General features: G+C 69.4%; 29 protein-coding genes. 6 read left to right on the top strand and 23 right to left on the bottom strand.

Annotated elements, in window-relative coordinates:
- Positions 1–18: 18 nt before the first annotated feature.
- The 4 genes from ASF80_RS16575 to ASF80_RS16560 are packed head-to-tail and all read right to left on the bottom strand — an operon-like array spanning position 19 to position 4137.
- A complete protein-coding gene (locus ASF80_RS16575) occupies positions 19–576 on the bottom strand; it encodes a hypothetical protein (RefSeq protein ID WP_056313125.1) in 558 nt (185 codons plus the stop codon).
- Positions 573–1253: a hypothetical protein gene (locus ASF80_RS16570; protein ID WP_056313123.1), complete on the bottom strand. Its 681-nt coding sequence runs from the start codon at positions 1251–1253 to the stop codon at positions 573–575. The genes ASF80_RS16575 and ASF80_RS16570 overlap by 4 nt, the downstream gene beginning before the upstream one ends.
- A gap of 35 nt (positions 1254–1288) precedes the next feature.
- Positions 1289–2704, bottom strand: a complete 1416-nt coding sequence (locus tag ASF80_RS16565) for an MFS transporter (protein WP_056313120.1) — start codon at positions 2702–2704, stop codon at positions 1289–1291.
- Positions 2701–4137 (bottom strand): amidase, encoded by a 1437-nt coding sequence (locus ASF80_RS16560; RefSeq protein ID WP_056313118.1) that lies wholly within the window; start codon positions 4135–4137, stop codon positions 2701–2703. Before ASF80_RS16560 ends, ASF80_RS16565 begins: the two co-directional genes overlap by 4 nt.
- 38 nt (positions 4138–4175) lie before the next feature.
- On the opposite strand from ASF80_RS16560, the gene ASF80_RS16555 reads away from it, so the two are divergent.
- Positions 4176–4817 (top strand): TetR/AcrR family transcriptional regulator C-terminal domain-containing protein, encoded by a 642-nt coding sequence (locus ASF80_RS16555; protein WP_056313116.1) that lies wholly within the window; start codon positions 4176–4178, stop codon positions 4815–4817.
- Complete coding sequence (locus ASF80_RS16550) at positions 4810–5676, top strand: alpha/beta fold hydrolase (protein ID WP_157521107.1); 867 nt, start codon at positions 4810–4812, stop codon at positions 5674–5676. The genes ASF80_RS16555 and ASF80_RS16550 overlap by 8 nt, the downstream gene beginning before the upstream one ends.
- Positions 5677–5753: 77 nt before the next feature.
- Here ASF80_RS16550 and ASF80_RS16545 read toward each other — a convergent pair whose 3' ends face one another.
- From ASF80_RS16545 to ASF80_RS16525, 5 genes are all read right to left on the bottom strand, one after another.
- On the bottom strand, positions 5754–6569 hold the full coding sequence (locus ASF80_RS16545; RefSeq protein ID WP_056313679.1) for an endo alpha-1,4 polygalactosaminidase: 816 nt from the start codon (positions 6567–6569) through the stop codon (positions 5754–5756).
- Entirely contained in the window at positions 6566–7261 is a 696-nt protein-coding gene (locus ASF80_RS16540) for a DUF899 family protein (protein WP_082488426.1), read from the bottom strand. Before ASF80_RS16540 ends, ASF80_RS16545 begins: the two co-directional genes overlap by 4 nt.
- Positions 7262–7322: 61 nt before the next feature.
- The gene (locus tag ASF80_RS16535) at positions 7323–8729 is read right to left on the bottom strand and encodes an MFS transporter (RefSeq protein WP_056313114.1); all 1407 of its coding nucleotides are present in this window, start codon (positions 8727–8729) and stop codon (positions 7323–7325) included.
- Between the two features lie 80 nt (positions 8730–8809).
- Positions 8810–9880, bottom strand: a complete 1071-nt coding sequence (locus tag ASF80_RS16530) for a YbdK family carboxylate-amine ligase (protein ID WP_056313112.1) — start codon at positions 9878–9880, stop codon at positions 8810–8812.
- 11 nt (positions 9881–9891) lie between these two features.
- The gene (locus tag ASF80_RS16525) at positions 9892–10158 is read right to left on the bottom strand and encodes a Rho termination factor N-terminal domain-containing protein (protein WP_056313106.1); all 267 of its coding nucleotides are present in this window, start codon (positions 10156–10158) and stop codon (positions 9892–9894) included.
- Between the two features lie 124 nt (positions 10159–10282).
- On the opposite strand from ASF80_RS16525, the gene ASF80_RS19145 reads away from it, so the two are divergent.
- The gene (locus ASF80_RS19145; protein ID WP_164481753.1) at positions 10283–10447 is read left to right on the top strand and encodes a hypothetical protein; all 165 of its coding nucleotides are present in this window, start codon (positions 10283–10285) and stop codon (positions 10445–10447) included.
- Between the two features lie 46 nt (positions 10448–10493).
- On the opposite strand, the gene ASF80_RS16520 is transcribed toward ASF80_RS19145, so the two are convergent.
- A complete protein-coding gene (locus tag ASF80_RS16520) occupies positions 10494–10700 on the bottom strand; it encodes a CsbD family protein (protein WP_056313104.1) in 207 nt (68 codons plus the stop codon).
- Between the two features lie 205 nt (positions 10701–10905).
- On the opposite strand from ASF80_RS16520, the gene ASF80_RS16515 reads away from it, so the two are divergent.
- On the top strand, positions 10906–11307 hold the full coding sequence (locus tag ASF80_RS16515) for a hypothetical protein (RefSeq protein WP_056313102.1): 402 nt from the start codon (positions 10906–10908) through the stop codon (positions 11305–11307).
- 51 nt (positions 11308–11358) lie between these two features.
- On the opposite strand, the gene ASF80_RS16510 is transcribed toward ASF80_RS16515, so the two are convergent.
- Positions 11359–11706, bottom strand: coding sequence for a hypothetical protein (locus tag ASF80_RS16510; protein WP_056313100.1), 348 nt, complete (start codon positions 11704–11706; stop codon positions 11359–11361).
- 313 nt (positions 11707–12019) lie between these two features.
- Between ASF80_RS16510 and ASF80_RS16505 the strand changes: the two genes are divergently transcribed.
- On the top strand, positions 12020–12505 hold the full coding sequence (locus ASF80_RS16505; protein ID WP_056313098.1) for an FBP domain-containing protein: 486 nt from the start codon (positions 12020–12022) through the stop codon (positions 12503–12505).
- A gap of 3 nt (positions 12506–12508) precedes the next feature.
- On the opposite strand, the gene ASF80_RS16500 is transcribed toward ASF80_RS16505, so the two are convergent.
- Genes ASF80_RS16500 through ASF80_RS16485 form a run of 4 tightly spaced genes read right to left on the bottom strand, consistent with a single transcriptional unit; the run spans position 12509 to position 18056 of the window.
- Positions 12509–14809: a beta-glucosidase family protein gene (locus ASF80_RS16500; protein ID WP_082488468.1), complete on the bottom strand. Its 2301-nt coding sequence runs from the start codon at positions 14807–14809 to the stop codon at positions 12509–12511.
- A 58-nt stretch (positions 14810–14867) separates the two neighbouring features.
- Entirely contained in the window at positions 14868–15758 is an 891-nt protein-coding gene (locus ASF80_RS16495; protein ID WP_056313096.1) for a carbohydrate ABC transporter permease, read from the bottom strand.
- Entirely contained in the window at positions 15755–16780 is a 1026-nt protein-coding gene (locus ASF80_RS16490) for a carbohydrate ABC transporter permease (RefSeq protein ID WP_235560030.1), read from the bottom strand. The genes ASF80_RS16495 and ASF80_RS16490 overlap by 4 nt, the downstream gene beginning before the upstream one ends.
- Positions 16761–18056 (bottom strand): ABC transporter substrate-binding protein, encoded by a 1296-nt coding sequence (locus tag ASF80_RS16485; protein WP_056313094.1) that lies wholly within the window; start codon positions 18054–18056, stop codon positions 16761–16763. Before ASF80_RS16485 ends, ASF80_RS16490 begins: the two co-directional genes overlap by 20 nt.
- 163 nt (positions 18057–18219) lie before the next feature.
- Here ASF80_RS16485 and ASF80_RS16480 point away from each other — a divergent pair, with 163 nt between their 5' ends.
- Positions 18220–19221 (top strand): LacI family DNA-binding transcriptional regulator, encoded by a 1002-nt coding sequence (locus tag ASF80_RS16480; RefSeq protein WP_056313674.1) that lies wholly within the window; start codon positions 18220–18222, stop codon positions 19219–19221.
- On the opposite strand, the gene ASF80_RS16475 is transcribed toward ASF80_RS16480, so the two are convergent.
- Genes ASF80_RS16475 through ASF80_RS16440 form a run of 8 tightly spaced genes read right to left on the bottom strand, consistent with a single transcriptional unit; the run spans position 19196 to position 26614 of the window.
- Positions 19196–20128, bottom strand: a complete 933-nt coding sequence (locus ASF80_RS16475) for a PaaX family transcriptional regulator C-terminal domain-containing protein (RefSeq protein ID WP_082488425.1) — start codon at positions 20126–20128, stop codon at positions 19196–19198. The genes ASF80_RS16480 and ASF80_RS16475 overlap by 26 nt on opposite strands.
- Complete coding sequence (locus ASF80_RS16470; protein WP_056313092.1) at positions 20118–21371, bottom strand: kynureninase; 1254 nt, start codon at positions 21369–21371, stop codon at positions 20118–20120. The genes ASF80_RS16475 and ASF80_RS16470 overlap by 11 nt, the downstream gene beginning before the upstream one ends.
- A 1-nt stretch (position 21372) precedes the next feature.
- The gene (locus ASF80_RS16465) at positions 21373–22506 is read right to left on the bottom strand and encodes an amidohydrolase family protein (RefSeq protein WP_056313090.1); all 1134 of its coding nucleotides are present in this window, start codon (positions 22504–22506) and stop codon (positions 21373–21375) included.
- Positions 22506–23360 (bottom strand): tryptophan 2,3-dioxygenase, encoded by an 855-nt coding sequence (locus tag ASF80_RS16460; protein WP_056313088.1) that lies wholly within the window; start codon positions 23358–23360, stop codon positions 22506–22508. Before ASF80_RS16460 ends, ASF80_RS16465 begins: the two co-directional genes overlap by 1 nt.
- 54 nt (positions 23361–23414) lie before the next feature.
- A complete protein-coding gene (locus tag ASF80_RS16455) occupies positions 23415–23615 on the bottom strand; it encodes a hypothetical protein (RefSeq protein WP_056313086.1) in 201 nt (66 codons plus the stop codon).
- A 3-nt stretch (positions 23616–23618) separates the two neighbouring features.
- On the bottom strand, positions 23619–23831 hold the full coding sequence (locus tag ASF80_RS16450) for a hypothetical protein (RefSeq protein ID WP_056313084.1): 213 nt from the start codon (positions 23829–23831) through the stop codon (positions 23619–23621).
- Positions 23832–23861: 30 nt separating this feature from the next.
- Positions 23862–25577: an amidase gene (locus ASF80_RS16445; protein ID WP_056313082.1), complete on the bottom strand. Its 1716-nt coding sequence runs from the start codon at positions 25575–25577 to the stop codon at positions 23862–23864.
- Positions 25574–26614 (bottom strand): agmatine/peptidylarginine deiminase, encoded by a 1041-nt coding sequence (locus ASF80_RS16440; RefSeq protein ID WP_056313081.1) that lies wholly within the window; start codon positions 26612–26614, stop codon positions 25574–25576. Before ASF80_RS16440 ends, ASF80_RS16445 begins: the two co-directional genes overlap by 4 nt.
- Positions 26615–26631: the final 17 nt, after the last annotated feature.

Raw genomic sequence — 26631 nt, 5'->3', positions numbered from 1 at the left:
GCTGCTCGCGCCACCAGGTCACGGGGCGACCAGCTCGGAGTCGGCGAGCTCGACGCTCGGTGTGTGGGGCAGGCCGTCGAGGGAGAGCGGGATCGCGACGAGGTCGTCGAGTTCGGCCGTGAAGTACGAGGTCGTCAGTCGCAGCTCGGCCGTTCCCCCATCGACGTCGGGCGGCAGCTCGAACGCGAACATGCCGACGGTGTCGATTCCGACGCGCAACGGGGTGGCCTTCAGCGACGCCGACGGTCGTTCGCTGGCCTGGAACACCCGATCGCCGACCACCAGCGTCGCGAGCTGGATCGCGGCATCCGACTCGGTGGTCGGTGCAGAGGCGACGACCGTCACGACGAGCCAGTTGCCCTCGGCGCTCCAGTCGGAGAAGGGCACGGCCACCTCGTCGGCGAAGGTCGCCTCGGAGGCCGTGGCGATGAGGGTGCGCGATTCGACAGCGTCACCGAACGAGCCGCGCTGGACGGTCGGGCCGACCAGAGACTCGTCGTCGGGCGTCACGGCGGTGACCGCACCCGCGCCGATCACGAGCAGGCCGCCGAGGATCCAGGGCAGGGCGCGTCTCATGGCGCCTCCGTCGGAGTCACGCTGATGCGCGCGAACGTCTCTGCCGCGCGCCATGTGACGACGCTCGACGACAGAATGACCGCGCCGCGGCGGATCTCGACCTCGTGGATGTCGAGGGAGACCCCTCCGTCGGGGAAGGCGTCGTCCGGCACGGTCCAGGCGAGCATGACCTCGCTCGGGACGCCGGGCTGCAGGATGACCTGGCCCGAGGAGCCGTCGGCACGCCAGACCGACACCGAGTCGGTCGCGGTGGCTCCGGTGAGCTCGATCAGCGGGTCGTCGGTGTTGACGAGGCCGGCCTTGGTGCGGTCGGCCGTGGTGCCGACGCCGATCGGGGCATCCGAGAGATTCTCCATGCGCATCGTCATGACGAGCAGCTTCTCGCCCGGCTCTGCCTCGAGGTACTCGGACTCGACCTCGTCGGTGAACTCGGCATCGAGCACGGTGACGGCGTAGACGGAGGCGCGCGCCTCGTCGTCCGCGCCGAGCGCGGCCGGAGCCGTCTGCGCCTGCGCGAAACCGCCGATCGCGACCACGACGAGGACCAGGGCGATGAGGGCGGCTACGGCGATCCAGATCCAGCGGGGGACCTCGGCGAGGGAACGCGCCCAGCGCGACACGATCGCACGCACGGCGACCTTCGGCGCGGTGCGCGCGTGATCCCCCGTCTTGCTCACGGGGCCAGCCTAGCGAGCGCGTGTCCCGCACCAGATCAGAAGTGAGCGCCGCCGGTCGCCTCCGCGCGTTCTCGGGGCATCAGCCAGAAGGCGACCCCGGCCCCCGCGAGCGAGATCGCCGCGGCGATTCCGAACGCGACCTGGAAGGTCATGAAGGCGGGTGCGCCGTCGGTCGTGATCAGCGATGCGACCACCTGGGTCGCGAGTGCGCCTCCGACAGCTCGGGCGATCGTGATCAGCGCGGTCGAGACGCCGACTTCGTGCGCCTCCGCCCCTATCGCGGCTGACGCGTAGACGACGGTGGATGCGGCTGCCGCGCCGACACCGGCGAGCAGCAGCATCAGCACGAGAGAGACGGATGCCGAGGAGAGGACGGCGACGATCGAGCCGAGCGCGAGGATCACCATCGCGACGACGCCGACGGGGCGGAGCCCGGTGGTGCGCGCCGCGCGGCCGGCGAGCACAGACGACACGACGCCCGCCGCGTATGCCACCGCGAGGAACAGCCCGGTCTGGCTCGCGGTCGCGCCCAGTCCGTACCCGGTCTCGGTGGGCTGAGCGATCAGCTGGGGTACGAGGAAGACGATCGGCGCGTAGCCTGCGCCGATCGCGACGCCCACGGCCACCGCTCCTCCGACCGATCGGGAGCGCAGAGATGCCACGTCGATCATGGGCTGCGCGACCCTGCTCTCGATCCAGATCCACACCGCGAGCAGGGCGACGGCGGCGGCGAAGAGCACCAGCGTGGGGAGAGCGAGCCATCCCGCGGACGACGTGCTCGCGAGAGCGACCACGAGCACGACGAGCGCGACGGCGAAGACACCCGCTCCGAGCCAGTCGACACCGGTGGGGGCATCGGGGTCGCGGCGCTGCAACCCGGGCCGTGCCGCGAAGAAGAGAAGAGCGCCGAGAGCGACCACGCCGGTGGGAACCGCGTAGAGCACAGCCCGCGAGGTCGCCTCGATGATCGGGCCCGCCGTGAGCACTCCGAGTCCGGCACCGGCCACGCTCATCGCCACGAGGACTCCGGATGCGGTCTTGATCGACTCCGCACGGAAGAGGTGCCTCAGCACCACGAAGCCCACCGGGATGATCCCGAGTGCGAAGCCCTGCAGCGCCTGCCCGACGATGAAGAGGGTGAAGTCGGGGGCGAAGGCGCTGGTGAGTCCGCCGGCGATCACGATCGCGACCAGGCCGGCGAGGGTGCGGCCGGCGCCGTAGACGTCGGCGAGTCGGCCGGCGAGCGGTGTGACGATCACGGTGATGACGGTCGGCACGACGCTCGCGAGAGCGCCGGTGGCCGCATCCACCCCGAAGTCCTGCTGAAGCCTCGGGAGCGCGGGGAGGACGAACCCCTCCAGAGAGGCGGCGGCGAGCACGATCACGGCGAGGCCGGTCAGTGCCCAGCGGCGGTTGCGGGTGGCTACCGCGGTGTCGGTGCGAGTGGTCATGCGATTCCTTCGGGGTGAGGATGCTGCGAGACGAGCGTGCGAGGTAGGTGGTGACGCCAGGGCGCCGCGCGCTCGATCTGTGCGCTGAGTGCGAGGAGCAGGTCGTCGCAGCCCCAGCGGGCCGTGAGCATGACGCCGATCGGGATGCCGTCGTGGGTCCAGCCGAGCGGAAGGCTGATCGCGGGGAATCCTGTCGCGTTCGCGAGGATCGTGTTGCCGGTGAACGCCGTCATCGCCGCGAGCTCGCCGGCGGGGTCGCCATCGTCACGGAGTTCCCCGACGTGTGCCGGAAGGCGTGTGATGGTCGGTTGCACCACGACGTCTGCGTCACGGAACCGCTCGGCCCATCGCCCCGCCGAGGCCTGGACCGTCAGGGCGGATGCTGCCATCGCTCCACCGTCGAGGCCACGGCCCCGCGCCCTCAGGTATCGCACGATCGGCCGGAGTCGCGCGTCGGCGTCGGCGGGCACCGGCTTCGCGGCGGCGAGTGCGCTGAACAGGTCGGAGAACGCCTCGACGAAGACCGGATCCGTGGGTTGGCTCACGGTGCTGACGATGTGACCGAGGGCTGCGAGGAGCTCTGCGGCGTCATCGACGGCAGCTGCGACCAGCGGGTCGATCGCGGTTCCCGAGACCGACTCGGCGGCGACCGCGATGCGCAGTCGAGGCACCTCCTCGTCGCAGGCGGCGAGGAAGCCGGTGCGCCGTGGCGGATGGATCGACCCGACCGGTGGGGCGTCGGCCAGCACATCGAGCAGCGCCGCCGCATCGCGGACCGACAGTGCGAGCGGGCCCTTCGTGGAGAGCCCCAGTCCGTCATGCCCGGCCAGGCCACCCGTGAGCAGCCCGCGACTGGGTTTGAGGCCGACGATCCCGCACGCGCTCGCCGGAGAGCGCAGCGACCCTGCCGTGTCGCTGCCCTGCGAGAGCGGGATGACTCGAGCGGCCACGGCAGCCGCCGCCCCACCGCTCGACCCCGCGGCCGAACGCTCGAGGTCGTGCGGCGAGCGGGCTGGCGCCGCCCCCTCTGGCTCGGTGTAGCAGGCGGCTCCGAGCTCGGGGACCGTGGTCTTGCCGATCCAGACGAGACCGGCGTCGTCCATGCTGTCGACCACGACGTCGTCGACGTCGGGCACCCATTCGGCGAACACCGCAGAGCCGAGGGTGGTGCGTACGCCTCTGGTCGGCTCCAGGTCCTTGATCGCCGTCGGGACCCCGGTCAGGACGGCGCCCTCGTCGCGGTCGATGCGGCGTTGAGCGCTCTCGGCGCGGGCGAGCGCTCGCTCGGGAGCGAGAGTCGTGAACGCGCCGACTGCCGCGCCGACCGTCTCGGCACGGGAGAGGGCGAGGGTGGTGACCTCGACGACGCCGAGTTCGCGTCGCCGCAGGGCCGACGCGAGTTCGAGGGCCGTGAGGTCGACGAGGGGGTCCATGGGTTCCTTTTCGTTACGCGTAACGGTATTGTCGAGTCATGGTAGCGGAATCGCCGAAGCGCGCAAGACCCGGTCGCCCGACGGCCGTCGATCAGACAGCCCTGCTCGAGGCGGCCACGCGTCTGGCCGATGACCGAGGGCTCGAGTCGGTGACCTTCCGCGCGCTGGCCGACGTGCTCGGTGTCTCCGCGATGGCGGTGCACCGTGCGAGCGGCGGGATCGATGCACTGCGGCACCGTCTCATCGCGGTCGTCGTCGACGAGGCGATCGATGGCATCGTCTGGCCCGCGGGGGAGTGGCGTGCGACGGTCGAGACGTTCGCCCGCGGTCTGCGTGATCTGCTGCTGCGGCATCCGCTGGTCCTCGAGGCCCACAGTCGTGCGGCGCTCGACACCCCGGCCGCCGACGACGTCGCGCACCGCGTCGTGGCGGCGCTCCGCGAGGCGGGCCTGGATGCTGAGAGCGCGGCGTACGGGTACGCCGCCGTGCACGACTTCGTCACCGGACACGTCGCGATCCGACTGGGGCGCGGCGAACTCGAGCTGATCGACATCGCGCCCGAGCGACGGGCGGCATCCGTGTTCGACTCGTTCCACGATGTCGACCGCCGCTTCGTGATCGGGCTCGACCTGCTGCTCGACGGTCTCGCGGCGTCGGCAGAGCGGCGAGCACGTGCCTGAGTCCCCGGTCGCGGCACTTCCGCCCACCCGCATCCTGACGGCGGGGCAGCGAGAGATCGCCTACTGCGAGCTCGGTGACCCGCACGGAACGCCCGTCATCGCGGCGCACGGCTCTCCGGGGTCCCGCTATCAGCTGCTGCCGCTGCACGAGGCTGCGGTGGCAGCCGGCGTGCGGCTCATCGCCCCGGATCGCCCAGGGGTCGGTGCCACCTCGCCCTCGCGCGATCGCGGATTCGACACCGGGGGTGGCGACGCCGTCGCTCTGCTCGACGCGCTCGGCGTCGCGCAGGCGGCGGCTCTGGGCTTCTCCGGTGGTGCGGGGTATTCGTTGGCTCTGGCCCTCGCGCATCCCGAGCGCATCGACCGTGTCGTGCTCGCCTGCGGCATGATCCCCGGGGCTCCTCGCTCCGCGCTCGAGGGCCGCATCCCGATCGTCTCCACCCTGTACCTCGTAGCGCGGTTCGCGCCGCGACTCGCGACGGCGATGCTCGAAGGGCGAGGACCGTTCGCCCGCACCAGGGCCGCGAACGTCGATGCCTGGCCGGCCGCGGATCGCGCGATCATGGCGGACACGGAGCTGCAGGCGCGGATCGCCCCGGACGCCGCCGAAGGGATGCGTCAGGGAGCACGCGCTGCGGTCGATGATCTGCGGCGGTACTCGACGGGCATCACCCTCGGCGACATTCGGCAGGAGGTGCGTCTCGTGCACGGCGACGCCGACGGCAACGTGCCGATCGGTGTCGCACGCTGGGCGCGCACGCAGCTGCCCAACTCCCGCCTACGGGAGCTCGGGGAGCAGGGGCACTATTTCGCCGTGACGCGGCCGGAGGCCATCATCGAGGCTCTACTCGGCAGGTGATCGTGCTCAGCAGGTGATCGTGCTCAGCGGGTGATCGTGCTCAGCAGGTGATCCGACCCGCATCGCGGAACCGGCGGTCAGGGGCACGTCTCGAACACGTACTCCTCATGCCCCGGCGTGACGAGATCGCGATCCCTCAGCACCATGGATGCGGGGGAGTCGTCGTCTGCGCACATCTCGGCGAACGTGCGCGGAAGCTCGTCGGAGTACTCGATGTCGATCACGGCGTCGCCGTAGACGTCGGTGAACGCGGCGCACTCCTCGTAGGCGGCGCACTCCTCGACCACGGCGAAGTCGAACCCGGCGCGTTCGTGCAGCACGGCAGCATCCTCCGCCGCGTTCTTCTGCCCGGCGGCGAGACCCGAATCGTGCGCGACGTCGACGAGCAGCGCCGCGAGAGCGAGGTTGTCGTCGAGGGTCAGCGCGCCGTCGGAGCGGGTGTAGGAGTCGAGGTTGTCGAACTCGACCGCGTCGAAGCCGCCATCCGCACAGCCTTCGATCCACGGGGCGACTATCTCAGCGATGCTCTCGCGGCGGTCGTCGGTCGAGGTGTCGAGCAGCGCTTCATCCGGCCAGTCGGGGTCGAAGACGGTCTCGCCGTCGCGCTGCAGCAGCAGGTGGGGCGGCCAGGTGTCGAGCTCGCCGGGCTGGGTCTGGAACCCGTTCACGTAGCAGATCGAGTACAGCCCCTCTGCCGGCTCGTCCGATCGGTCTCGGCCGATGATGCCGACGCCGTCGGCCGGGTCATAGGCACCGCCGAGCTGGTAGTCGGGGGTCGCACCGGCCGGCGGCAGCACGAACGTCGAGGTGGCATCGGAGGCCGTCGTCGCGCATCCGGAGAGAGCGAGAGTCAGGAGCGTCGTCGCTGCGAGGGCGACCGTCGCCCGCCTCAGCTGCGCGCCCCGTACAGCTCTGCGACCTCTTTCGAACCCATCCCCTGATCGTAGGTCCCATGCTGCGGCCACCCGGTCGGCGAGTCCTCCCACGCCTCCTGGCGGCCGTACGGGAGGAGGTCGACGAGGCCCTGCAGCTGGCTCAACCGCTCGGTGCCCCGCCCGCTCGTATGCCACGTGCGATAGACGGTGTCGCCGTCGCGCAGGAACACGTTCACGCCGAAGCCCTCATTCGGCCCCGCATCCATGTCGGCACCGAACGGGCTGTCGGCGCTCGAGTACCAGGTCATCCGGTTGCCGACCTTCTCGCGATACGCGAGCGCCTCGTCGATCGGGCCGTTCGTCACGATCACGAACCGGGCGTCGTAGTAGCGCTCGAGAAAATCGAGGCGGGTGAACTGCGAGGTGAAGCCCGTGCAGCCCGGACACTGCCATTCGTTGCCGTCCGTCCACATGTGGTTGTAGACGATGAGCTGCGGGTGACCGTCGAAGATCTCGGAGAGACGCACCCGCCCCTCTTCGCCGACCAGCGTGTATTCGGGCAGCTCGACCATCGGCAGCAGTCTGCGCTGTGCCGCGATCGCATCGAGCTCTCGGGTCGCGGCCTTCTCGCGCACGCGGAGTGCGTCGAGCTCGCGGCGCCAGGTGTCGGCGTCGACGACGGGCGGGAGAGGCGTCTGGGTCGTGCTCACGGTGGACCTCCGGATGCTCGGGGAGACGATGCCCCCAGTGTGCGCCCGACCGCCGACATCGTCAACCGATCGGCGAGGGTGCACCGTCGACCGGCTCGGGCGCCGGGTCCTCGGCAGGGTTGCGCCGGATGCCGATCCACGACACGACCCCGCCGAGCACGAGCAGTGCCGCCGTCACCCACGCCGCGTTGTGGAAGCCCGCGAGGTCGAGCGTGCCGCCGATGATGGTCGACAGCATGGCCACGACGAGCAGGCCCGCGACACGGGAGACGGCGTTGTTCACGGCGGACGCGATGCCCGAGCGCGACTCGTCGATCGCACCGAGGATCGCCGAGGTGAGAGGGGCGACCGTGAGCGAGAGTCCCAGTCCCAGCACGATCATGGCGGGGAGTACCTGCCACCAGTAGTCGAAGTCCTCGCCGACGAGCAGGAGCATGAGGGCGCCCACGGCCATGATGAGCGGACCGACGGTCATGAAGATGCGCGGCCCGAAGCGCCCGGCCCACGAACCCGCGCGCGAGCTCACCAGGATCATCAGGATCGTCATCGGCAGGCTCGCGAGGCCGGCGGCGGTGGCGCTGAGCCCGGCACCCTGCTGCAGGTAGACGCCGACCACGAAGCCGTTGAGCGACAGCGCGGCGTAGACGAAGAGCGTCGCGAGGTTGCCCCAGGCGAAGTCGCGCACCCGGAACAGCGACAGCGGCATGAGCGGCGCCGACGACCGCTGCTGCCGGATCAGGAACCAGGCGAACAGCGCGGCGCCGAGGATGCCCGGCAGCCAGATCGCGGGAGACTGCCAGCCCATGTTCGGCTGCTCGATCAGCGCGAACACCACCGCACCGAGCCCGATCGCGCACAGCGCGCCGCTGACCCAGTCGACGCGCACGCCGCTCGGGTGCTCCTTCAGCTTCAGCCGGGAGAGCAGCAGGAGGGTGACCGCGATCGGGAAGACGTTGATGAGGAACACGAATCGCCACGACAGGAAGTCGACGAAGAGCCCGCCGAGCAGGGGGCCGACGAGTTGCGCGGCGGTCGTGAACGCGGTCCACACGCCGATCGCCCGTGACTGCACGTCTGCGCGCATGGTCGCCGTGATGAGGGCGAGAGAGCTCGGCACCAGCAGCGCGCCGGCCGCGCCCTGCGCCGCGCGGCTGATGATCAGGATCAGCGGATCGGGAGCAGCGGCGACCGCGACGGACGCCACCCCGAACGCGATGAGGCCGACGCGCATCACCAGCACGCGCCCGTAGGCGTCCGACAGCGACCCCGCGAGCAGGATGAGCGCGCTCAGCGTGATGAGGTACGCGTCGACGACCCACTGCTGGGTGGTGATGCCGCCGCCGAGCTCCCGACTGATGGCGGGGAGGGCGACGGTGACGACCGTGCCGTCGAGGAAGGTCACGAAGGACGCGAGCACGGCGACCGAGATCACGAGCCGCTGCAGGGGTGCGAAGCGAGAGGATGCCACAGGCCGACACTACTGCCGCCCGAAGGGCTGTGGGCGGTCAGCCGGTCAGTCGGCGGTCAGCCGGTCAGCCGGTCAGCCGGTCAGCCGGTCGCGGCGCTCGTGCGGTACAGCTCGCGCAGGCCCGCTGTTCCGTTCTCGGCATATGCGTCGCGCTGGCGCTGGGCTCCGGTGCCCTCGGTGCGGGTGCGCGCGATCCCTTCCGTGACGAAGTCCTCGTCGCCCAGGTGCGCGAGCGTCGGACGCAGCCGCCGGAGAAGGTCGTCGGCGACCGTCCGGGCGGGCGTCGCGTCGCCGCTCGCCGGGTCGACGAGCAGCGCCTCGGGGCCATATCTCGCCGCCGTCCACAGCGATGCATCGATCGCGTCGGGGCCGAGCTCGGGCAGGCCGTCGAGGGCATCGCTCACGAGGAGCGTGCGAGTGAGGGCAGCGGCGAGCAGCGTGTCTTCGACCGTCAGCTGCGCGTCGAACACCCTGACCTCGACCGTGGGGAAGCGCTCGGAAAGGCGCACCGTCCACGACAGCGAGCTCGCCTCGGCGATCGCTCCCATGGTGACGAGCTGTGCGATGTGGGCGTGATAGTCGTCGAGATCCCGGAAGCGTGGCGGACTCCACGATGACGGGAGCCGCCGGATGAGGATGCTGCGCCAGCTCGCGAAGCCCGAGTCCCTGCCATGCGCGAAAGGCGAATTGCCGGTGAGGGCGAGCAGCGTCGGCAGCCAGGCGCTCACGCGGTTGACCACGCGGACCCGCTCCTCGTCGTCGGTGACCTCGACGTGCACGTGCAGGCCGTTGACCTCGTGCTCGCGGGTGATCTCGACGAGCTGGGCCGAGACGGCGTCGTAGTGCGGCGATGACGACACCGTGAAGCGGTTGGGGGAGATGAATGGTGTGCCGGTGGCGCCGATGATCGCATCCTGATCGGCGGCATAGGTGCCGATCAGGTGTCGCGTGCGGCGTAGCTGCGCTTCGGCATCCGCTCTGCTCTCGATCGGCTCCGTCGCGGACTCGAGCTGGCAGGTCAGGTATTCGGGGGTGAGCCCGGCGCCCACCTCATCTGCGAGGCGCTGTCGGGTGGACGTGCTCATGGCCGACGGGACGAGAGTCTGCTCATCGAGAAGGACGAACTCCTCTTCGATGCCGAACCGGGCCACGGAGGGAGGCCCTAATGCTCGCGCAGTGCCGAGATGAGCTCGGCCTTGCGCTTGCCGCTGTACCCGGTGAGGCCGAGTTCCTTCGCGCGCTTTCGCAGCTCTGCGACGGTCCAGTCGTCGTAATCGCCGTGCTCTCCGCCTCGGCGGCCCACGGCGCTGCGACCCTCGTTGGCTGCGGCGTTCGAGATGCGCGCCGCCTTCTCCTTCGAGGCACCGTCGCTGCGGAGCTCTTCGTACAGCTCCGGGTCCTTCAGAGAGTTGTTCCTGCGTCCTGGCATGACCTGTGCTCCTCTCGCACGTCGGGAACCCCCGCGTCAAGGGGCTCTGGGGTGCAGGGGGCGCGGGTCTAGGTTGATTCACCGTAGACGGGCGCCCCCCTGCGTCCTCAAGAAGGGAATTCCGATGAACATCCTGCTGATCATCGTCATCGTCGTCGCCGTCATTCTGGCGATCACCGGCGGACTGGTTCAGTCCCTGCAGTTCCTGCTGTGGGTCGGACTGGTGCTGCTGGCCATCGCGGTCATCGCCTGGTTGATCCGATCGATCTCGGGCAACCGCACCCGCTGATCCACGCAGTGAGGCCCGCTTCGGCGGGCCTCACTCCGTTTCGGGATCAGTCCCTGGAAGCATCCCGCAGGCCGTCGCCGACGTTGCGAGCGGCGTCCTTCACGTTCTCCCCGGCCTGCTTGACCGAAGCCTTCGTCTGGTCGGCGCGACCCTCGGCTTCGAGGCTCTCGTTGTCGGTCGCCTTTCCGACGCCCTCCTTGATCTTTCCGCCGGCCTTCTCGGCTGCGTTCTTGACGTCGTCTGCACCACTCATGGGGAGATTCCTTTCATCCGTCGATCAATGGATGACCACCGTCGCACGGGCCCGGAATCCTGCACACGGGATTGACAACGACGACCGCGCGTGACAGGACGCGACGGGGCATCGACGCGGGTCATCTCGACGGCTAACCTGGCCTCAGGCGGGTGGTCCTGCCCGCTCTCACCTCGGCTGCGGCCGACGACGGAGGCGGTACGAGATGGATTCGATGATGATGGGCGCGATGCGCTCGAACATGATGTCGATGCCCGACATGGCCATGATGGACATGTCCGTCATGCAGGCGTGCATGGATGCGTGTTCGGCCTGCGAGCAGGCGTGCACGGTGTGCTCGACGCAGATGATGGACTGCTCGCCGGCCTGCATGAACTGCGCCGACATGTGCAACACCATGATGCGCTCGATGATGCGGATGCAGGGCATGACTCCCGCGTCGATGATGGCGATGCTCGACGCCTGCATCGCGATGTGCCAGACGTGCATGGACGAGTGCATGCAGCACGCCGACAGCAGCGAGGTCTGCAAGATGTGCGCTCAGGCATGCCAGGCCTGCATGGACGCCTGCATGGCGGTCAAGAACATGATGATGGCGGCTGCCTGAGCAGCTGCCCCGGTCGTTGAGCGAGGAGCGCAGCGACGAGACGAAACGCGATCAGGCGAGCGCGACGTTGAACTGCGTGCGGCCGACGGCCAGCACGCCGTAACGCACGTGCAGGGCGATCGGCGTGCCCTCCGGAGCCTCGAGAGCTGCGCCCGCACCGTTCCACAGCACGTGGGCCGTGCCGTCGAGCGTGCGCACGATCAGGTCGCCCGACGTCGGGTCGGCGTGCTCGACGATCGCGTCGGTCCACTCGGACGGCGTCGCAGAGGCGATGCGTGCCTGGATCAGGTGCAGCGCGTGACCCGCCGCGAACGAGGAGCAGGCGAATCCGTGACGGCACATGCACGCAGAACGCTCACGCACCGAGAGGGGCGAAAGGTGGTTCAGCGGCGTGGACACGGTGGTCTCCTTCGTGAGCGGACGTTCCGGCAAGAGTAGGTCGGGGCCGCGCGAGACGGAACCCGCGCCGACACGGTGTGAAACAAACGGGCGTAGACTCGCCGGGTGCTGTTGTCGATGAGCGCTCTCCGGATGCCGGATCGAGCGCGGAATGGAGCCGTGGGCGCGTCCAGCGCCACGGACAGAGGCTGACGATCGGCCGGAGGCGGAACATCCCGTCCCCGGAGATACGTCATACCCCGGCATCCGCTCGGATGCCGTCTCCTCTTCTCCTTCTGCCGCACTCGGCGGCCTTCACGAAAGCACTCTCCTCATGCGTCCCATCGACGAGCGCACCCTGCGCGCCTCCTTCCTCAACGCCTCCCGCAAAGAGGTCTCCGACCTCACCCTGCCGCCCGGCTTCGCCGACGTCGACTTCGAGAAGCTCGACTACCTCGGCTGGGTCGATCCGAAGCTCCCTCGTCGCTCGTACGTCGTCGCGTGGGTCGACGACGTGCTCACCGGCGTGATCCTGCAGCGCGCAGAGCAGCGCGTCATCGCGAGGGCCCAGTGCTCGTGGTGCGAGGACGTCACCCTGCGCAACGACGTGCAGCTGTACGTCGCCCGCAAGGCGGGGCCGGCCGGACGCAAGGGCGACACCATCGGAACCCTCGTGTGCACGGAGTTCGGATGCTCGAGGAACGTCCGGGTGCTGCCACCCCTCGCCTACGACGGGTACGACCGCGAGCTCGCTCGCGAGATGCGGATCGTCAGGCTGCAGGAGCACGTCGCGGCGTTCATCGCCGCGGTGAAGGGCTGAGTCTCACACGATCTCGAGCCGAGCGACGGTCTCCTCCTCGTCGCAGGCTCCGCCGACCCAGAGACGGATCGTCCCCGGTTCGACCCGCTTGACTCCGTCGAGTCCCGTGAAGGCGAGCCGGTCGATCGGCACGTCGAACTCGACCAGTGCCTCGGTGCCGGGGGCGAGCGTGATCCTTCGGAAGTCCAGCAGCTGGGCGACCGGGCGGGTCACGCTCGCGACCACGTCGTGGGCGTAGAGCTGCACGACGTCGGTCGCCTCGACGCCGCCGGTGTTGCGCACCCGTACGGTCGCGCGGAATGTGTCGCCGGCGGCGACGGTCGCGGGCACGGTCAGGCCGTCGTGCTCGAACGTCGTGTAACTGAGACCGAATCCGAAGGGCCGCACGGGCGTCGAGTCGGCGCTCGTGACATCCGTGAGCCCGCCCAGCACGGGATGCAGGTACGAGTACGGCTGCGCTCCCGCCGATCGTGGTAGCGACACCGGCAGACGACCCGATGGCGCGACCCGACCGCTCAGCAGCCGCGCGATCGCGGGTCCGCCCTCCTCGCCGGGGAAGAACGTCTGCAGCACAGCCGCAGGGATGCCGGCGGCGGCCGCGTCCGCCACGGTCGAGGCGTCGACCGCGCCGAGGCCGGTCACGGTGCCGGCAGCGCCGGCGCGAGTCGGCAGCGCCCAGTCGAGGACATACGGACGCCCGGTCATGGTGATCAGGATCACGGGAGTGCCGGTCGCGACGACCGCCTCGACGAGTTCGCGCTGGATGCCGGGGAGCTCGAGGTCCTCGACGTCGTTGCCCTCGCCGACAGTGCCTCGTCCGAAGAGACCGGCGCGATCGCCCACCACGACGATCGCGACATCCGCTCCCGCTGCCGCATCGACCGCGGCGGGGATGCCGGAGCGATCGGACCCCTCGACGTCGCATCCGATCGCCGTGACGATCTCGGCCGCAGGGAACTCGACGCGCAGTGAGGCGGCGACCGTCGGCAGCTCGATCCCCGCGGGGGTGTCGGGGTGATGCGCGAGCACATGGTTGACGAACGAGTAGCAGCCCATCAGAGCTTCGGCGCTGTCGGCGTTCGGGCCGATCACGGCGATCCTCGCGGTGGCCGAGGGTGCGAGCGGCAGGGAGCCGTCGTTGCTCAACAGCACGATCGACTCCTCGGCGAGGCGACGCGCGAGCGCGCGGTGCTCGGCCGGATCCAGGTCGATCGCCGTCGGAGGGGCATCGAAGTCGGCATCCAGCAGCCCGAGTTCCTCCTTCTGCGCGAGCACCCGGCTCACCGCTCGATCCAGGATCTCCGGAGCGAGCCGTCCGTCGCGCGCCTGCTCGGCGAGGGTCGGGAAGGCATCCGGGGAGGGCAGCTCGACGTCGATCCCCGCGGTGATCGCGAGGCGTGCGGCATCGGCCGAGTCGGCGGCGACCCGGTGCATGCTGTGCAGGAAGTCGACCGAGAAGTAGTCCGAGACGACGACGCCGTCGAACCCCCACCGATCGCGCAGGATGCCCGTGAGGTAGCGCGGGTCCGCAGCGACCGGCACGCCGTCGATGTCGGCGTAGGAGTTCATCACGCTGCGCGCACCGCCCTCGCGGATCGCCATCTCGAAAGGTGGCAGCAGCACATCCTCGATCTCCCGCTGCCCGGCGCTCACCGGCGCATGGTTGCGCCCCGCCCTCGAGGCGGAATATCCGACGAAGTGCTTCAGCGTCGCGTGCACTCCCTCGGACTGCAGGCCGCGCACATAGGCGGTGCCGACCGTGCCGACCACGAGGGGATCCTCGGCGATGCACTCGTCGACTCGACCCCAGCGGGGGTCGCGGATGACGTCGAGCACGGGAGCGAGGCCCTGATGGATCCCGAGTGCGCGCATCGACGATCCGACGGCACGCCCGGCCTCCTCGACGAGTGCGGGGTCGAAGGACGCGCCCCAGGCGAGCGGCGTCGGGAAGGTCGCGGCCTTCCACGCGGCGAGACCCGTCAGGCACTCCTCGTGCACGATGGCAGGGATGCCGAGCCGCGTCTCCCGCTGCAGTCGACGCTGCTCGGCCCAGAGCCATGCGGCACGCTCCACAGGGTCGACCGGCCTGGTCCCGTACACGCGGGTGAGGTGCCCGATGCCGTTCGCCGAGGCGTCCTCGTAGCGCGAGGAGCTCTTCTTCTCGCCCGACATCGGGGCGACGACCTCGACGCCCTGATCGATCCAGTAGCCGACGAGCTGGGCCTGCTTCTCCTCGAGCGTCATCCGTGCCAGGAGCGCCTCGACGCGTGCGGAGTGGGGAGCGGGGCCTGCGGACTGCGACATCGTGTTCTCTTTCTCGTTCTCTTGCTCGTCGACGCGGGGTGACACGACGGCGACGGCGTCAGCCCTTGACGGCACCGGTCAGCCCTCCGACGATGCGTCGTTCGAACAGGCTGAAGAAGATCAGCGCCGGGATCATCGACAGCGAGGTGAAGGCGAGCACTTTCGCGGTGTCGACCGAGTACTGCGAGGCGAAGGACTGCACGCCGAGCGGCAGGGTGAACGCGGAGGCGTCGTTGAGGATGAACAGCGGCAGCAGGTATCCGTTCCAGCTCCCGATGAACGCCAGGATGCCGGTCGTGATGACGCCCGGCAGGGAGAGCGGCAGCACCATCCGCCAGAAGAATCCGATGCGACTGCATCCGTCGATGAACGCGGCCTCTTCGATCTCGTCGGGGATCGCCCGCAGGAACGGCACCAGGATGATGATGGTCGTCGGCAGGGCGAATGCGATCTGCGGCAGGATGACGCCGCCGAGCGAGTTCATCAGTCCGAGGCTGCGCACCACGATGTACAGCGGCGTGATCGCCACGGTCAGGGGGAACATGAGCCCCGCGGCGAAGAACGCGTAGAGCACGCCGCGACCGGCGAACCGGTACCGCGCGAGCACGTAGGCCGCCATCAGCGCCAGCGCCACGGTGCCGGCGGTCGTGGCCAGGGCGACGATCGTCGAGTTGCCCACCAGCCGCCAGAACACGTCGCCGGTGAGGACGTCGAGGTAGTTCGACACCACCCACGGAGACGGGAACCCGGATGGGTCGGTCGTGATCTGTGCGTTCGTGCGGAACCCGCCGGTGATGATGTACGCGATGGGCGCGAGCATGAGCCCCACGGCGATCAGCGCGACGAAGTACACGGTCGGATGCGCCCACGGCAGCCGCGGCTTGGCGTTGCGACCCGCGCGTCCGAGACGCGAGGGGCGCTGGGTGACGAGCACCGAGGTGGCGGTCATCGGACGTACTCCTTCTGTGTGGTGGCGTCTGCGTCTGAGCCGGCGTCTGCGACGGCATCCTGCGGGACGGCGTCCTGCGACGTGCGTGATCGTGAGCGGCGCGTGCGACCCGAGGCGCCGGTGAGAGCGCCGTCGGTGTCCTTGCGCAGCACCGCCCGCTGATAGATGAGCGCGACCACGAGCGAGATGAGGAACAGGACGACCGCGACCGCGTTGCCGTAGCCGTAGTTGCCGGCGTTGCGCCCCTCCGAGACCATGTACGTCGCCATGGTCGAGGTGCCGGCGGTGGACGCGATGTACTGCCCCCAGATGATGTAGACCAGGTCGAACAGCTGCAGCGAGCCGATGATCGACAGGAACGCCCAGATGCGCAGCGTGGGGGCGAGCAGCGGCAGGGTGATGCGCCACTGGATCTGCCAGTACGACGCCCCGTCGATCGCCGCCGCCTCGTGCAGCTCTTCGGGGATGCCCTGGAGGCCTGCGAGGAACAGGATGACCGCGAAGCCGATGTACTTCCACGTGATGATCGCCATCAGCGTCCAGATCGCGATGCCCGGGTCCGACAGCCAGTCGGTCGCGAGGAACCCGAGCCCCATGTTCGTCAGCATCGCGTTGATCGCGCCGTTGGTCTGCAGCATCAGGCTCCAGCCGGTGCCGACGACGACCTCGGAGATCACATAGGGGACGAAGATCAGCACGCGGATCAGCGACTGGCCGCGCATCTTGCGGTTCAGCAGCAGCGCGAGCACGATCGCGATCGGCCCCTGGAGCACGAGGGAGAACACCAGGATGAAGCCGTTGTGCGCGAGCGCATCGTGGAACAGCGGATCCTGGAGGATCGTGAGGTAGTTCTTCAATCCGACGAAGTCGGTGGGCGGGCCGTAGCCCTGCCAGCTGAAGAACCCGTAGTACGCCGCCATCAGCACCGGGAAGATGACGAAGGCGAGGAAGACGAGCAGGGCGGGGCCGGCCAGAAGGATCACTTCCAGCCGGGCACGCGTGTCACGCTTTCGCTGCGGCATCCTGCACAGCCTTGACGAGGTCTTCCGCGTTGCTGTTGCCCGCGAGCAGGTCGACCACTGCGACGTTCAGCGCGTTGCCGACGTTCTGTCCGTAGACGGTGTCGAGCCATTGCGTCGCGTACGGTGCGGCGTTGTACGCCGCGAGGATGTCCTGCAGGTACGGCTCGGTGACGGCCTCCTGCGCGACGGTGTTGACCGGCGGGGCGTTGAAGGCCTTGTAGTACTCGGTCTGCACAGCCGAGGTGCCGAGGTAGTTCAGGAAGTCGACGCAGGCATCCGGCGCGTCGACCGAGCATGAGTACCCGTCGACGCCGCCCATCATCGAACCGGGCTCGCCGTCACCGCCCTCGATCTCGGGGAACGGGAACCAGCTGAGGTCTGCCAGCGGCTTCTGGTCGGGGGTCAGCGAGCCGATCACGCCGGGGTTCCAGGCGCCCATCAGCTCCATGGCGGCCTGGTGGTTGGCGATCAGGCCCGCAGAGCTGCCGGCACCCTGCTGAGCGGGTGTCGTGAGGAAGCCGGAGTTGAACGGCTCGGTCTCGGCGAACGACTGCAGATCCTCGCCCGCGCGCACCCAGCACTCGTCGCTGAAGTCCATCTCGTCTGCGGCCTTGGCGAGCGTGTCCGAGCTGCACTCTCGCAGGGCGAGCCAGTAGTACCAGTGCGCGGCGGGCCAGGCATCCTTGGCGCCGAGGGCGATCGGATCGATGCCCGCGGACTTCAGCGCCTCGGTGGCGTCCTCGAGCTCGGAGAGAGTGGTCGGGTTCTCGGTGATGCCCGCCTGATCGAAGAGGTCCTGGCTGTAGAACAGACCGCCGGGGAGCACCGCGACCGGCATCGCGTAGACCTTGCCGTCGAGACTGTTGGCCGAGTAGGCGGCATCCGGGATCTCGTCCTTCGCCCCGCCGGTGATCACGTCCGTGAGGTCCTTGAGCTGACCGGCCTTGACCATCGCCGCCATCTTGCCGCCGCCCCGCTGCAGGAAGATGTCGGGGGCATCGCCGGAGTTGAGCGCCGTCTGCAGCTTGCCGTCGAGGTCCTCGTTCTGGATCGACTGGATCTCGATCGTGACTCCGGGGTTGTCGCCCTCGAAGTCGGCGACCGTCTTCTCCCAGAACTCCACTCCGGGGCCGGTCGTCGAGTTGTGCCAGAGGGTCATCGTGGTGTCGCCGCCGTCGCCGGTGCCGGACGAGTCCGCGGTGCAGCCCGAGAGCGCGAGTGCTCCGACGGCCATTGCTGCGACCGCGGAGGCGAGGGGGAGCCTTCTGCTGTTCATGTGATCGTTCTCCTCATCGAGTTGCGCGCCGCGTCACTGCGGGGCGCCTGCGGCAGCTCGGGTGAGACCGCAGTGGCATGAGTCTTCAGCCGGGGCACTCGATCGTCAAACGTTTTCGAAAACAGTTTCCATGGGCATGCGCGCACGGCTACGCTGGCGTCTCATGGGGGCTCGGACAACGATCCACGACGTCGCGCGCGCGGCCGGCGTCTCGGTGTCGACCGTCTCGAAGGCGGTCAACGGCCGGTACGGGATCGCGGATGCCACGGTGCAGCGCGTGCTCGACACCGTCAAGGACCTCGGCTACGAGTCGAGCCTCGTCGCGAGCAGCATGCGTGCGCGTCGCACCGGCGTGATCGGGGTGCTCCTGGCCGACTTCGAACCGTTCAGCGCCGAGATACTCAAGGGCGTCGGCGCGGCCATGCACGACATGGGATTCGACCTCCTGGCGTATGCCGGCTCGCACCACGGCGCGAGCGACGGCTGGGAGCGCAGGTCGCTCAGCCGCCTCTCCGGAACGCTGATCGATGCGGCGATCATGGTGACCCCCACTGTCGTGAGCGCGGGGGCGGAGATCCCCGTCGTCGCCGTCGACCCGCACACCGGTCGGGCAGACCTGCCGACCGTCGAGTCCGACAGCTTCGGCGGTGCGCTCGCCGCCACCAGGCACCTGATCGAACTCGGGCACCGCCGAATCGGATTCCTCGCCGGACGGCCCGACCTGCGGTCGGCGGGACTGCGCGACGCCGGCTACCGGCGCGCTCTCGCCGACGCGGGGATCCCGCTTGACCCGTCCCTGATCGGCATCGGACGCTACGAACTGGAGGCGACCCGCGACTCCGCCAGAGTCATGCTGAGCTCCGACTCGCGTCCGACCGCGGTGTTCGCCGCGAACGATCTCTCGGCGATCGCGGTGATCGACGTCGCGCACCAGCTCGGCCTGCGGGTGCCCGCGGATCTCTCGGTCGTCGGATTCGACGACGTGCCGGAGGCCACCCGTCGCGCGCTGCCGCTCACGACCATCCAGCAGCCGATGCGCCGGCTCGGGGCGGTCGCCGCAGAGATGGTCTTCACGCTGCTCTCCGGCCGGGAGGTCGACGAGATGCATGTCATCCTGCCGACCCGACTCGTCGTGAGGGCTACGACGGCCGCGCCGGCTCGGTGACCTCGCGGACGGTCGCGCGGGCGCTGCGCGCAGCTGCTCCGGTGACGTCGAGCACGCGCTGCCACGCGGCATCCGACAACTCCGTCGACAGTCGCTGGAACTCGACGACGCTGCGCCGACCCGGCCACTCGGCCGGCAGCATCGACGGGGGCAGCCCCGGATCGACGTAGGGCAGAACGCGCCAGCGGTCGAGCAGCTGCACATACGCGGCGAAAGGTGCGGTCGGCAGCGTCGCGAGCGAGGCCTGGAAGGCGAAATGCTCGGCGCGCAGCGACTCGAGATCCCACCAGGCGGCGGCAGCCTCGGGCAGTGTGCGCACCGTCGTCGGAGTGCCGGCCTGGAACAGAGTCACCCACTCGCTCGCTTCGAGTTCGTCGACGATCTCCTGCACCTCACCCTGCAGATGGCCCGGGCAGATCCACAGTGCGGGTGACACGACCCCCGCGCCGATCCACTGCAGCCGGCGTCGCAGCTGATGGCGGATGCTGCGCGCGCTCTCGGGGATCGAGAACGAGATGAGGCACCAGCTGTCGGAATCCGTCATCTCGCGCATCTCGAAGATCCGCCGATCGCCTCGTTCGAGCATCGTGGTGGCATCCGGGTTCAGCCGATACCCGATCGCGTGCCTGCGCTCGGCGAGCAGCAGGCCCTTCTGTTTGAGGCGGGTGATTCCGGTGCGCGCCTGGGCGGCGGGGATCCCGAGGTCGTCCGCGAGGGCGACGAGATCGGCCGCAGAGATCCATCCGTCGAGCGGACGCAGGTAGAGCCCGACGATCGTGCGGAGGAGGGATGCCGTGCTGCCAGGCCGCGCGTCGATGTCGTCGAGCACGGGCCCGGCGATGATGTCCGGTGCGACGGTCGGGGTCGGGGTCGCGGTCGCCGGGAATGCGGAGCGATCAGCGATCATGCGACTCCAGCGCATCGCGCACGGCGAGCACGCCGGTGAGCGTCTCGGCGTGCGAGGTGCTGAGCGGCGAGAGCCCCAGGCGGATGCCGTCGGGGAAGCGGAAGTCGGGGATGATCCCGTCGGCCCACAGTCGCTGCGTCACGGCCCGGAAGTCCGGGTGCCCGATCGTGACGTGGCCTCCGCGGAGGTCGGCATCGCGCGGACTCAGCAGTCGCACGTCGAGCGGGGCGAGCAGCTCGTCGTACGCGCGAACGGCGAAATCGGTCAGTGAGACGGCCTTCGCGCGCACTCCCTCGATCGACGCCTGCTCGATCAGGTCGAGCATCCCCTGCATCGCGAGCATCGAGGTGATGGGCGGGGTGCCGCTGAGGAGCTGGCGGATGTCGCCCGCGGGAACGTATTCGGGGCCCATCGCGAAGATGTCGGCGGCGCTCCACCAACCCTGGATCGGCTGCCGCAGCACGCCCTGGTGCTCGCGCCGCAGATACGCGAACGCGGGGGAGCCCGGACCGCCGTTGAGGTACTTGTAGGTGCAGCCGACCGCCATGTCGACACCCCAGGCGTCGAGTTGCATCGGGATGATGCCCGCCGAATGGCAGAGATCCCACATCATGAGCGCGCCCACCTCGTGCACGGCATCCGTGATCCCCGGCATGTCGGCCAGGGCACCGGAGCGGTAGTCGACGTGGCTGAGCGAGACGAGGGCCGTCTTCTCAGAGATCGCGGCGATCACATCGGCGATCTGCACGCCGTGCACCGGGTCGGGTTCGATCCAGCGCACGGTCATGCCGGTCTCGGCAGCCACGCCCTCGGCCATGAACCGGTCGGTCGGGAAGTTGCCCGCCTCGATCACGAGCTCGGTGCGGCGCTCATCGGCGGTGGCTGCGGCGCGCATCAGCTTGTAGATCAGCACGCTCGTCGAGTCGGCGACGACGGTCTGACCGGCGGCCGCGCCGAGAGTGAGCTCGGCGATGCGATCGCCGAGCTCCATCGGCAGTGCCATCCACTGTTCGTCCCACGAGCGGATCAGCCGGGTGCCCCAGTCGTCGCGCACGAACGCGGCGAGCTTCTCGGGGATGTCGCGCAGCGGACGTCCGAGCGAATTGCCGTCGAGATAGGCGCCGACACCCGGTGCGTCGGCGAACGCGTCGAGATGGGCGCGGAGCGGATCAGCCGCATCGAGAGCGTGGGCGGTCTCGAACAGAGCGGAGTCGAAGCGGGTGGAGTCGCGGGTGTCGGTCATGTCATGCCTTCAGATCAGCGCTGGTCAGCGGGCGGGCGAGTGCCGGGTCGGCGTCGGTGCCGGGGAGCCGGAGGAGAGTGGATGCGGCGTCGCGGGGGTCCTGCGGCGCGAGGGCGCGGAGCAGAGCGGTGCCGGTGATCCCGGCGTCTCGGAGAGCGGCGAGCTCGTTCGGCTTCAGACCGACGGGAGTCGGGCCGTTGCCCATGTCGGTGCCGTAGAGCACTGTTCCGCCGGACGCGTGGAAGCGACGGACATTGTCGACCGCAGTGACTCGCTCCGCGCTGTCGGCGTCGTGGATCGCGAGAGTCGAGGCCCAGGCGACGGATGCGGCCTGTGCGACGATCTCGTCATCGTCGAGCCGCTCGGTGAACGGGGCATGTGCGAGGCGGGTTGCGCCGAGCCGCGCGGCGCGCTGGGCCTCTCCGCTGCCCTGGGCGTGGGCGACGACCGGGAGCCCGCGGGCGGAGGCTGTGTCGACGATCGCGCGGAACAGGTCGTCGGTGAAGACAGGCCCGGCGTCGGCGTTGCTCGCGACCTTGATGCAGGATGCTCCGGCATCCGCCATTTCGGCCACAGCGTGCTCGGCGGCCGCAGCGTCTGCGATCTCGCGGAAGGACCCTTCCGGTGCCCAGTCCCGGTCGCTCGGGTATCCGCCGACCGGGGTGAGGAATGCGCCGGCGAACTCGACCGCGATGGGGTGCGTGGTCGGGTGCGGGGTCGTCGTCCCGTGCGGGGTCGTCGTCCCGTGCGGGGTCAAAAACGCACCGGAGAACGTCGATTCGGATGCGTTTTTGGCCCCGCAGGGATCAGCGGATGCGTTTCTGGCCCCGTCCGAGTTCTCGCACGTGTTCTCGGCCCCGCGCATCTTCGCCGAGAGGGCGGCGACGACGGCCGGGTTCGCGCCCAGATCGACGACGCCCCCGAGCGCCGACGCGTGCAGCAGCGTGTGGTCCACGAGCTGCAGGTGCACGTGGTGGTCGGTGAAGCCGCCGACGATCACGCCGTCGAGCCTCGGCAGACCGGAAAATCGCAGATCGGATGCCGGCGACTCCTCGCGCAGCAGCATCCGTCCGTCGACGAGGTCGATGATGCCGTCGCGCCATCCTTCGCCGTCGAAGAAGGTCGCGGCTCTCATCAGCCGCCGATCTCGGTGCGCACGGTGTACAGCTCGGGGAAGAACGTCAGGTCGAGCGCGCGCTGCAGGAATCCCACGCCGCTCGAGCCGCCGGTGCCGACCTTCATGCCGATCGTGCGGGCGACGGTCTTCAGATGGCGGAAGCGCCAGAACTGGAAGTTGTCCTCGAGGTCGACGAGGTCTTCGCACGCCTCGTAGAGGTCCCAGTGCTGCTGGTGATTCTGGTAGATCTCGCGGATCGCGGGCACCAGCTCGGGGGTCTCGCGGTAGGGGAGGCGCACGTCGCGGTCGAGGATCTCGGCAGGGATCGGCAGGCCGCGGCGAGACGCGTAGCGCAGGAATTCGTCGTACAGGGTGGGCTTGTGCCACTCGGCGGTGAGCAGCGCGAGATTGGCGGGGTGATCGCTGAAGACGCTCAGCATCTTCTCGTTCTTGTTGCCGAGCGCGAACTCGACAGCGCGGTACTGCACCGACTGGAAACCTGAGGAGTTGCCGAGCGCGCCGCGGAACTGCGCGTATTCGGTGGGAGTGAGCGTGGCGAGGATCGCCCACTGCTGGGTCATCACATCCTGGATGCGCTTGACCCGCGCGACGCGCTTCAGGGCTTCGCGCAGGTCATCGCTCGCGAGCAGCTCGCGGGCGGAGGACAGCTCGTGCAGCAGCTGCTTGAGCCAGAGCTCGGTGGTCTGGTGCTGGATGATGAACAACAGCTCATCGTGGTGCTCGGGAACGCTGACCGGGTTCTGCGCGGTGAGCAGCTGGTCGAGCGACAGATACGACCCGTAGGTCATGCGTCCGGACAGATCGGTGACGATGCCGGCCTCGAGCTCGCGCTCGTTGTTCTCGGTGCTCATGGGTCGCTTCCTGTCGTGGGGGACAGGAAGAATATATAACAATCGTGCCGAGCGTCACAATAGTGAAATGTCTTGCGGAGAGTCTCCTTCGACTCGCTCGCGGGCACGACGTCTGGCAGCGAGGATGCCGTCGATGACGATCCGGATCGCGACATTGATCCCGATCGGGATCAGGAGCACGATGAGGATGCCGGCGCCGATGACACCTGCCCAGAACGGCACCGTCAGCATGAACAGAATCGCTCCGTTGTCCATGCGTCAGAGCAGACCGGAGTGGGATGTGTCGCGCTGATGCTTCCGCACGTAGGCGCGCTCTCTTCGGAAACGACTGCCGGTGGCCATGCGATCCCTCATGCTGACGAGCACAGCATTGATCCCCGCTGAGGCGCCGTGCAGCAGCGCGACCGCAGCCAGGAAGAGACCCAGGCCGAAGGGCAGGAGTAAAACGAACAGAAACGCCCCGTTGTCCATGACCTCAGGGTAGACCCGGGGATCGCTGCGTCACAGTCTCGGTGTGCGTGGGGGAGCGGTGCGACGCTCCCCGGCCTCTCCCGTCCCCTCGAATGCCGCGGCGAGGCGCAACAGCGCGGAGTCGTCGTAGGCGCGGCCCGCGAACGTCAGTCCGATCGGCATGGCGATGTCGGCCATGAGGCCCATCGGCACGGTGACGGTCGGGATGCCCAGGTGCCGCACGGTCAGGTTGCCGTTGGCGATCCAGGTGCCGTTGCGCCAGCCGAGATCAGCGGACGCCACGTTCACGTCCATGTCGGCGGGCCCCACGTCGGCGACGGCCGGGAAGACGACGGCATCAAGCCGGTGCTCGTCCATCCACGACTCGAGGTCGATCCGACGTGTCTCTTCGAGTCCGCGAATCCCGTCGGGGAGCTCGGGCATGTCTTCGAATCCGACGCCCGGGTTGTCGCGCACCCAGCCCGGGTACTCGGCGATGTCGTCGTCGAAGCCGGTGTAGCGATCGGGGAGAGCTTCTTCGGGATGCGGGAAGATCGACGCTCCGTCGACCGCCGCGAGCGTGTGCAGCTGGGGGTCTCCGTTCGCCTGCAGGAAGTCCTCCCAGCCCCACGCCGACAGATCGACAATCTCGCGCTGCAGGTACTCCGGAGACACGAGTCCGCGCGTCGCGATGGTGGGTGCGCCGGGTCGGTCGCCCTCGTAGTTCGACACCACGGGGAAGTCGACCTCGACCACCGTGGCGCCGGCGGCCTCGAGGTCTCGGCGCGCAGCTTCCCAGCGAGCGATCACCGAGGCGCGGGTCTCGATGCGCTGCCCTGTCGGGCCGCCGATTCCGGGATCGTCAGCCGTGCCGGCATCCGGATCGGCGTTGATGTACATGCGAGGGATGCCGATGCGAGTGCCACGGAGCCCTGACCCCGCACCGTCAGCCAGGGCGGCGTACGACGCCGGGCGAACTTCGGACGACACGGGCAGCGTCACCCAGGGCTGCGCGCGCCAGAAGTCGCCGCGCACCTCGGCGTCGTCGGCGACGATCACGTCGAGGACCTCGAACAGGTCCGCCATCGTGCGGGCATGGGGGACGACGACGTCCATGGTCGGCACGAGCGGCCAGTTGCCGCGGGTCGAGATCACGCCGCGCGAGGGCGTGTAGGCGCAGAGGGCGTTGTTGGTCGCGGGCCCGCGGCCGCTCGACCAGGTCTCCTCGCCGAGGCCGAACGCCGCGAAGCTCGCCGCGGTGGCGGTGCCCGAGCCGTTCGACGATCCGGAAGCGAAGGGCGCGGTGAGGAAGTCGGGGTTATAGGGGCTCTCTGCGCGCCCGTAGACACCGCGCTGCATGCCGCCGTTCGCCATCGGAGGCATGTTCGTCAGCCCGAGGCAGATCGCGCCGCCCGCACGCAGCCGCTCGATCGTGAACGCGTCGCGCTGCGCGATGAGGTCGGCGAACGCGGGGCTGCCGGCGGCGGCGGTGAGTCCACGCACCAGGTAGCTGTCCTTCGCCGTGTACGGGATGCCGTCGAGGGGGCCGAGCGTCTCGCCGCGTGCCCGGCGGGCGTCGGATGCCTCGGCCTCGGCGTGCGCATCGGGGTTCGCGACGACGACCGCGTTCAGTGCCGTCTCGGTGTCGGGGCCGTCGTAGGCGGCGATGCGTGCGAGGTACGCGTCGACGAGCTCGACTGCGGTGGCTGCGCCGGCCTCGAGCGCTCGCCGCAGCTCGGCGATCGGTGCCTCGACGACGTCGATCATGAGTGCACCGCCACGCTCGGCTGCTGCTGGGTGATGCAGTGGATGCCGCCGCCGCGGTCGAACAGCGGGCGGGCATCGACCGTGACCACACGGCGACCCGGATACGCATCGGCGAGGATCTCTCTCGCTGTGGCGTCGGCCTGCTCATCACCGAAGCCGCAGGCGACGACGCCGTCGTTCGTGACCAGGTGGTTGACGTAGCTCCAGTCGACGAAGCCCTCGTCGTCGCGCAGTGTCGCAGGCGCGGGCAGATCGATGATCTCGAATCGGCGGCCGGCGGCATCCGTCTGCTGTGCGAGGTGCGCGCGCAGCTCGCGTGTCACGGCGTGGTCGGGGTGGTCGGGGTTCGGCTGGTCATGGAGCAGCAGTCGGCCGGGAGAGACGAGGGTGGCGACGATGTCGACGTGCCCGTTCGTGCCGAAGTCGTCGTAGTCGCGGGTGAGTCCGCGGGGCAGCCACACGGCCTTGGTCGCGCCGATCGTGCGGGCCATCTCGGCCTCGACGCGCTGCCTGTCGGCGAACGGATTGCGACGAGGATCGAGCTGCACGGTGTCGGTGAGCAGCACGGTGCCCTCGCCGTCGACATGGATGCCGCCGCCCTCGTTGACGAGCGTCGAGCTCACGAGCTCAGCGCCGACCGCACCGGCGATGATGCGCGCGTGCTGCGCCGCCTTCTGCCACTGCGCCCAGTCGGGGGCGCCCCAGCCGTTGAAGATCCAGTCGACGGCGCCGAGAACGCCGGGGCGGTGGTCGTCGATCACGAAGGTGGGGCCGGAGTCGCGCATCCAGAATTCGTCGACGGGCGCCTCGACGATGTCGATGTCGCTGCCCAGCAATCGCCGGGCGCGGGAGAGCTCGGCGGGGTCGACGATCATCGTGACCGGCTCGAACTCGGCGACCGCGTGGGCGACGGCCGTCCAGGTGGCATAGCCCTCCTCGCGCTCGGCGGAGGTCTCGCCCAGAGTCGGCCCCTCGGCGGGGAACGCCATCCAGGTGCGGTCGTGCGGTGCGGTCTCGGCGGGCATGTGCCAGGCCATGATTGTCTCCCTCGCTG

This window comes from Microbacterium sp. Leaf159 (assembly GCF_001423615.1).
In the GTDB taxonomy this organism is placed as follows: Bacteria; Actinomycetota; Actinomycetes; order Actinomycetales; family Microbacteriaceae; genus Microbacterium.
The sequence above is the reverse complement of the archived record's forward strand: the minus strand, read 5'-3'. Positions and strand labels throughout refer to the sequence as shown.

Coding starts and splice junctions, on each gene's coding strand:
- ASF80_RS16575 (WP_056313125.1), bottom strand. CDS start 576: ATGAGACGCGCCCTGCCCTGGATCCTCGGCGGCCTGCTCGTGATCGGC.
- ASF80_RS16565 (WP_056313120.1), bottom strand. CDS start 2,704: ATGACCACTCGCACCGACACCGCGGTAGCCACCCGCAACCGCCGCTGG.
- ASF80_RS16560 (WP_056313118.1), bottom strand. CDS start 4,137: ATGGACCCCCTCGTCGACCTCACGGCCCTCGAACTCGCGTCGGCCCTG.
- ASF80_RS16555 (WP_056313116.1), top strand. CDS start 4,176: ATGGTAGCGGAATCGCCGAAGCGCGCAAGACCCGGTCGCCCGACGGCC.
- ASF80_RS16525 (WP_056313106.1), bottom strand. CDS start 10,158: ATGCCAGGACGCAGGAACAACTCTCTGAAGGACCCGGAGCTGTACGAA.
- ASF80_RS19145 (WP_164481753.1), top strand. CDS start 10,283: ATGAACATCCTGCTGATCATCGTCATCGTCGTCGCCGTCATTCTGGCG.
- ASF80_RS16520 (WP_056313104.1), bottom strand. CDS start 10,700: ATGAGTGGTGCAGACGACGTCAAGAACGCAGCCGAGAAGGCCGGCGGA.
- ASF80_RS16515 (WP_056313102.1), top strand. CDS start 10,906: ATGGATTCGATGATGATGGGCGCGATGCGCTCGAACATGATGTCGATG.
- ASF80_RS16505 (WP_056313098.1), top strand. CDS start 12,020: ATGCGTCCCATCGACGAGCGCACCCTGCGCGCCTCCTTCCTCAACGCC.
- ASF80_RS16500 (WP_082488468.1), bottom strand. CDS start 14,809: ATGTCGCAGTCCGCAGGCCCCGCTCCCCACTCCGCACGCGTCGAGGCG.
- ASF80_RS16495 (WP_056313096.1), bottom strand. CDS start 15,758: ATGACCGCCACCTCGGTGCTCGTCACCCAGCGCCCCTCGCGTCTCGGA.
- ASF80_RS16490 (WP_235560030.1), bottom strand. CDS start 16,780: ATGCCGCAGCGAAAGCGTGACACGCGTGCCCGGCTGGAAGTGATCCTT.
- ASF80_RS16485 (WP_056313094.1), bottom strand. CDS start 18,056: ATGAACAGCAGAAGGCTCCCCCTCGCCTCCGCGGTCGCAGCAATGGCC.
- ASF80_RS16480 (WP_056313674.1), top strand. CDS start 18,220: ATGGGGGCTCGGACAACGATCCACGACGTCGCGCGCGCGGCCGGCGTC.
- ASF80_RS16475 (WP_082488425.1), bottom strand. CDS start 20,128: ATGATCGCTGATCGCTCCGCATTCCCGGCGACCGCGACCCCGACCCCG.
- ASF80_RS16470 (WP_056313092.1), bottom strand. CDS start 21,371: ATGACCGACACCCGCGACTCCACCCGCTTCGACTCCGCTCTGTTCGAG.
- ASF80_RS16465 (WP_056313090.1), bottom strand. CDS start 22,506: ATGAGAGCCGCGACCTTCTTCGACGGCGAAGGATGGCGCGACGGCATC.
- ASF80_RS16460 (WP_056313088.1), bottom strand. CDS start 23,360: ATGAGCACCGAGAACAACGAGCGCGAGCTCGAGGCCGGCATCGTCACC.
- ASF80_RS16455 (WP_056313086.1), bottom strand. CDS start 23,615: ATGGACAACGGAGCGATTCTGTTCATGCTGACGGTGCCGTTCTGGGCA.
- ASF80_RS16450 (WP_056313084.1), bottom strand. CDS start 23,831: ATGGACAACGGGGCGTTTCTGTTCGTTTTACTCCTGCCCTTCGGCCTG.
- ASF80_RS16445 (WP_056313082.1), bottom strand. CDS start 25,577: ATGATCGACGTCGTCGAGGCACCGATCGCCGAGCTGCGGCGAGCGCTC.
- ASF80_RS16440 (WP_056313081.1), bottom strand. CDS start 26,614: ATGGCCTGGCACATGCCCGCCGAGACCGCACCGCACGACCGCACCTGG.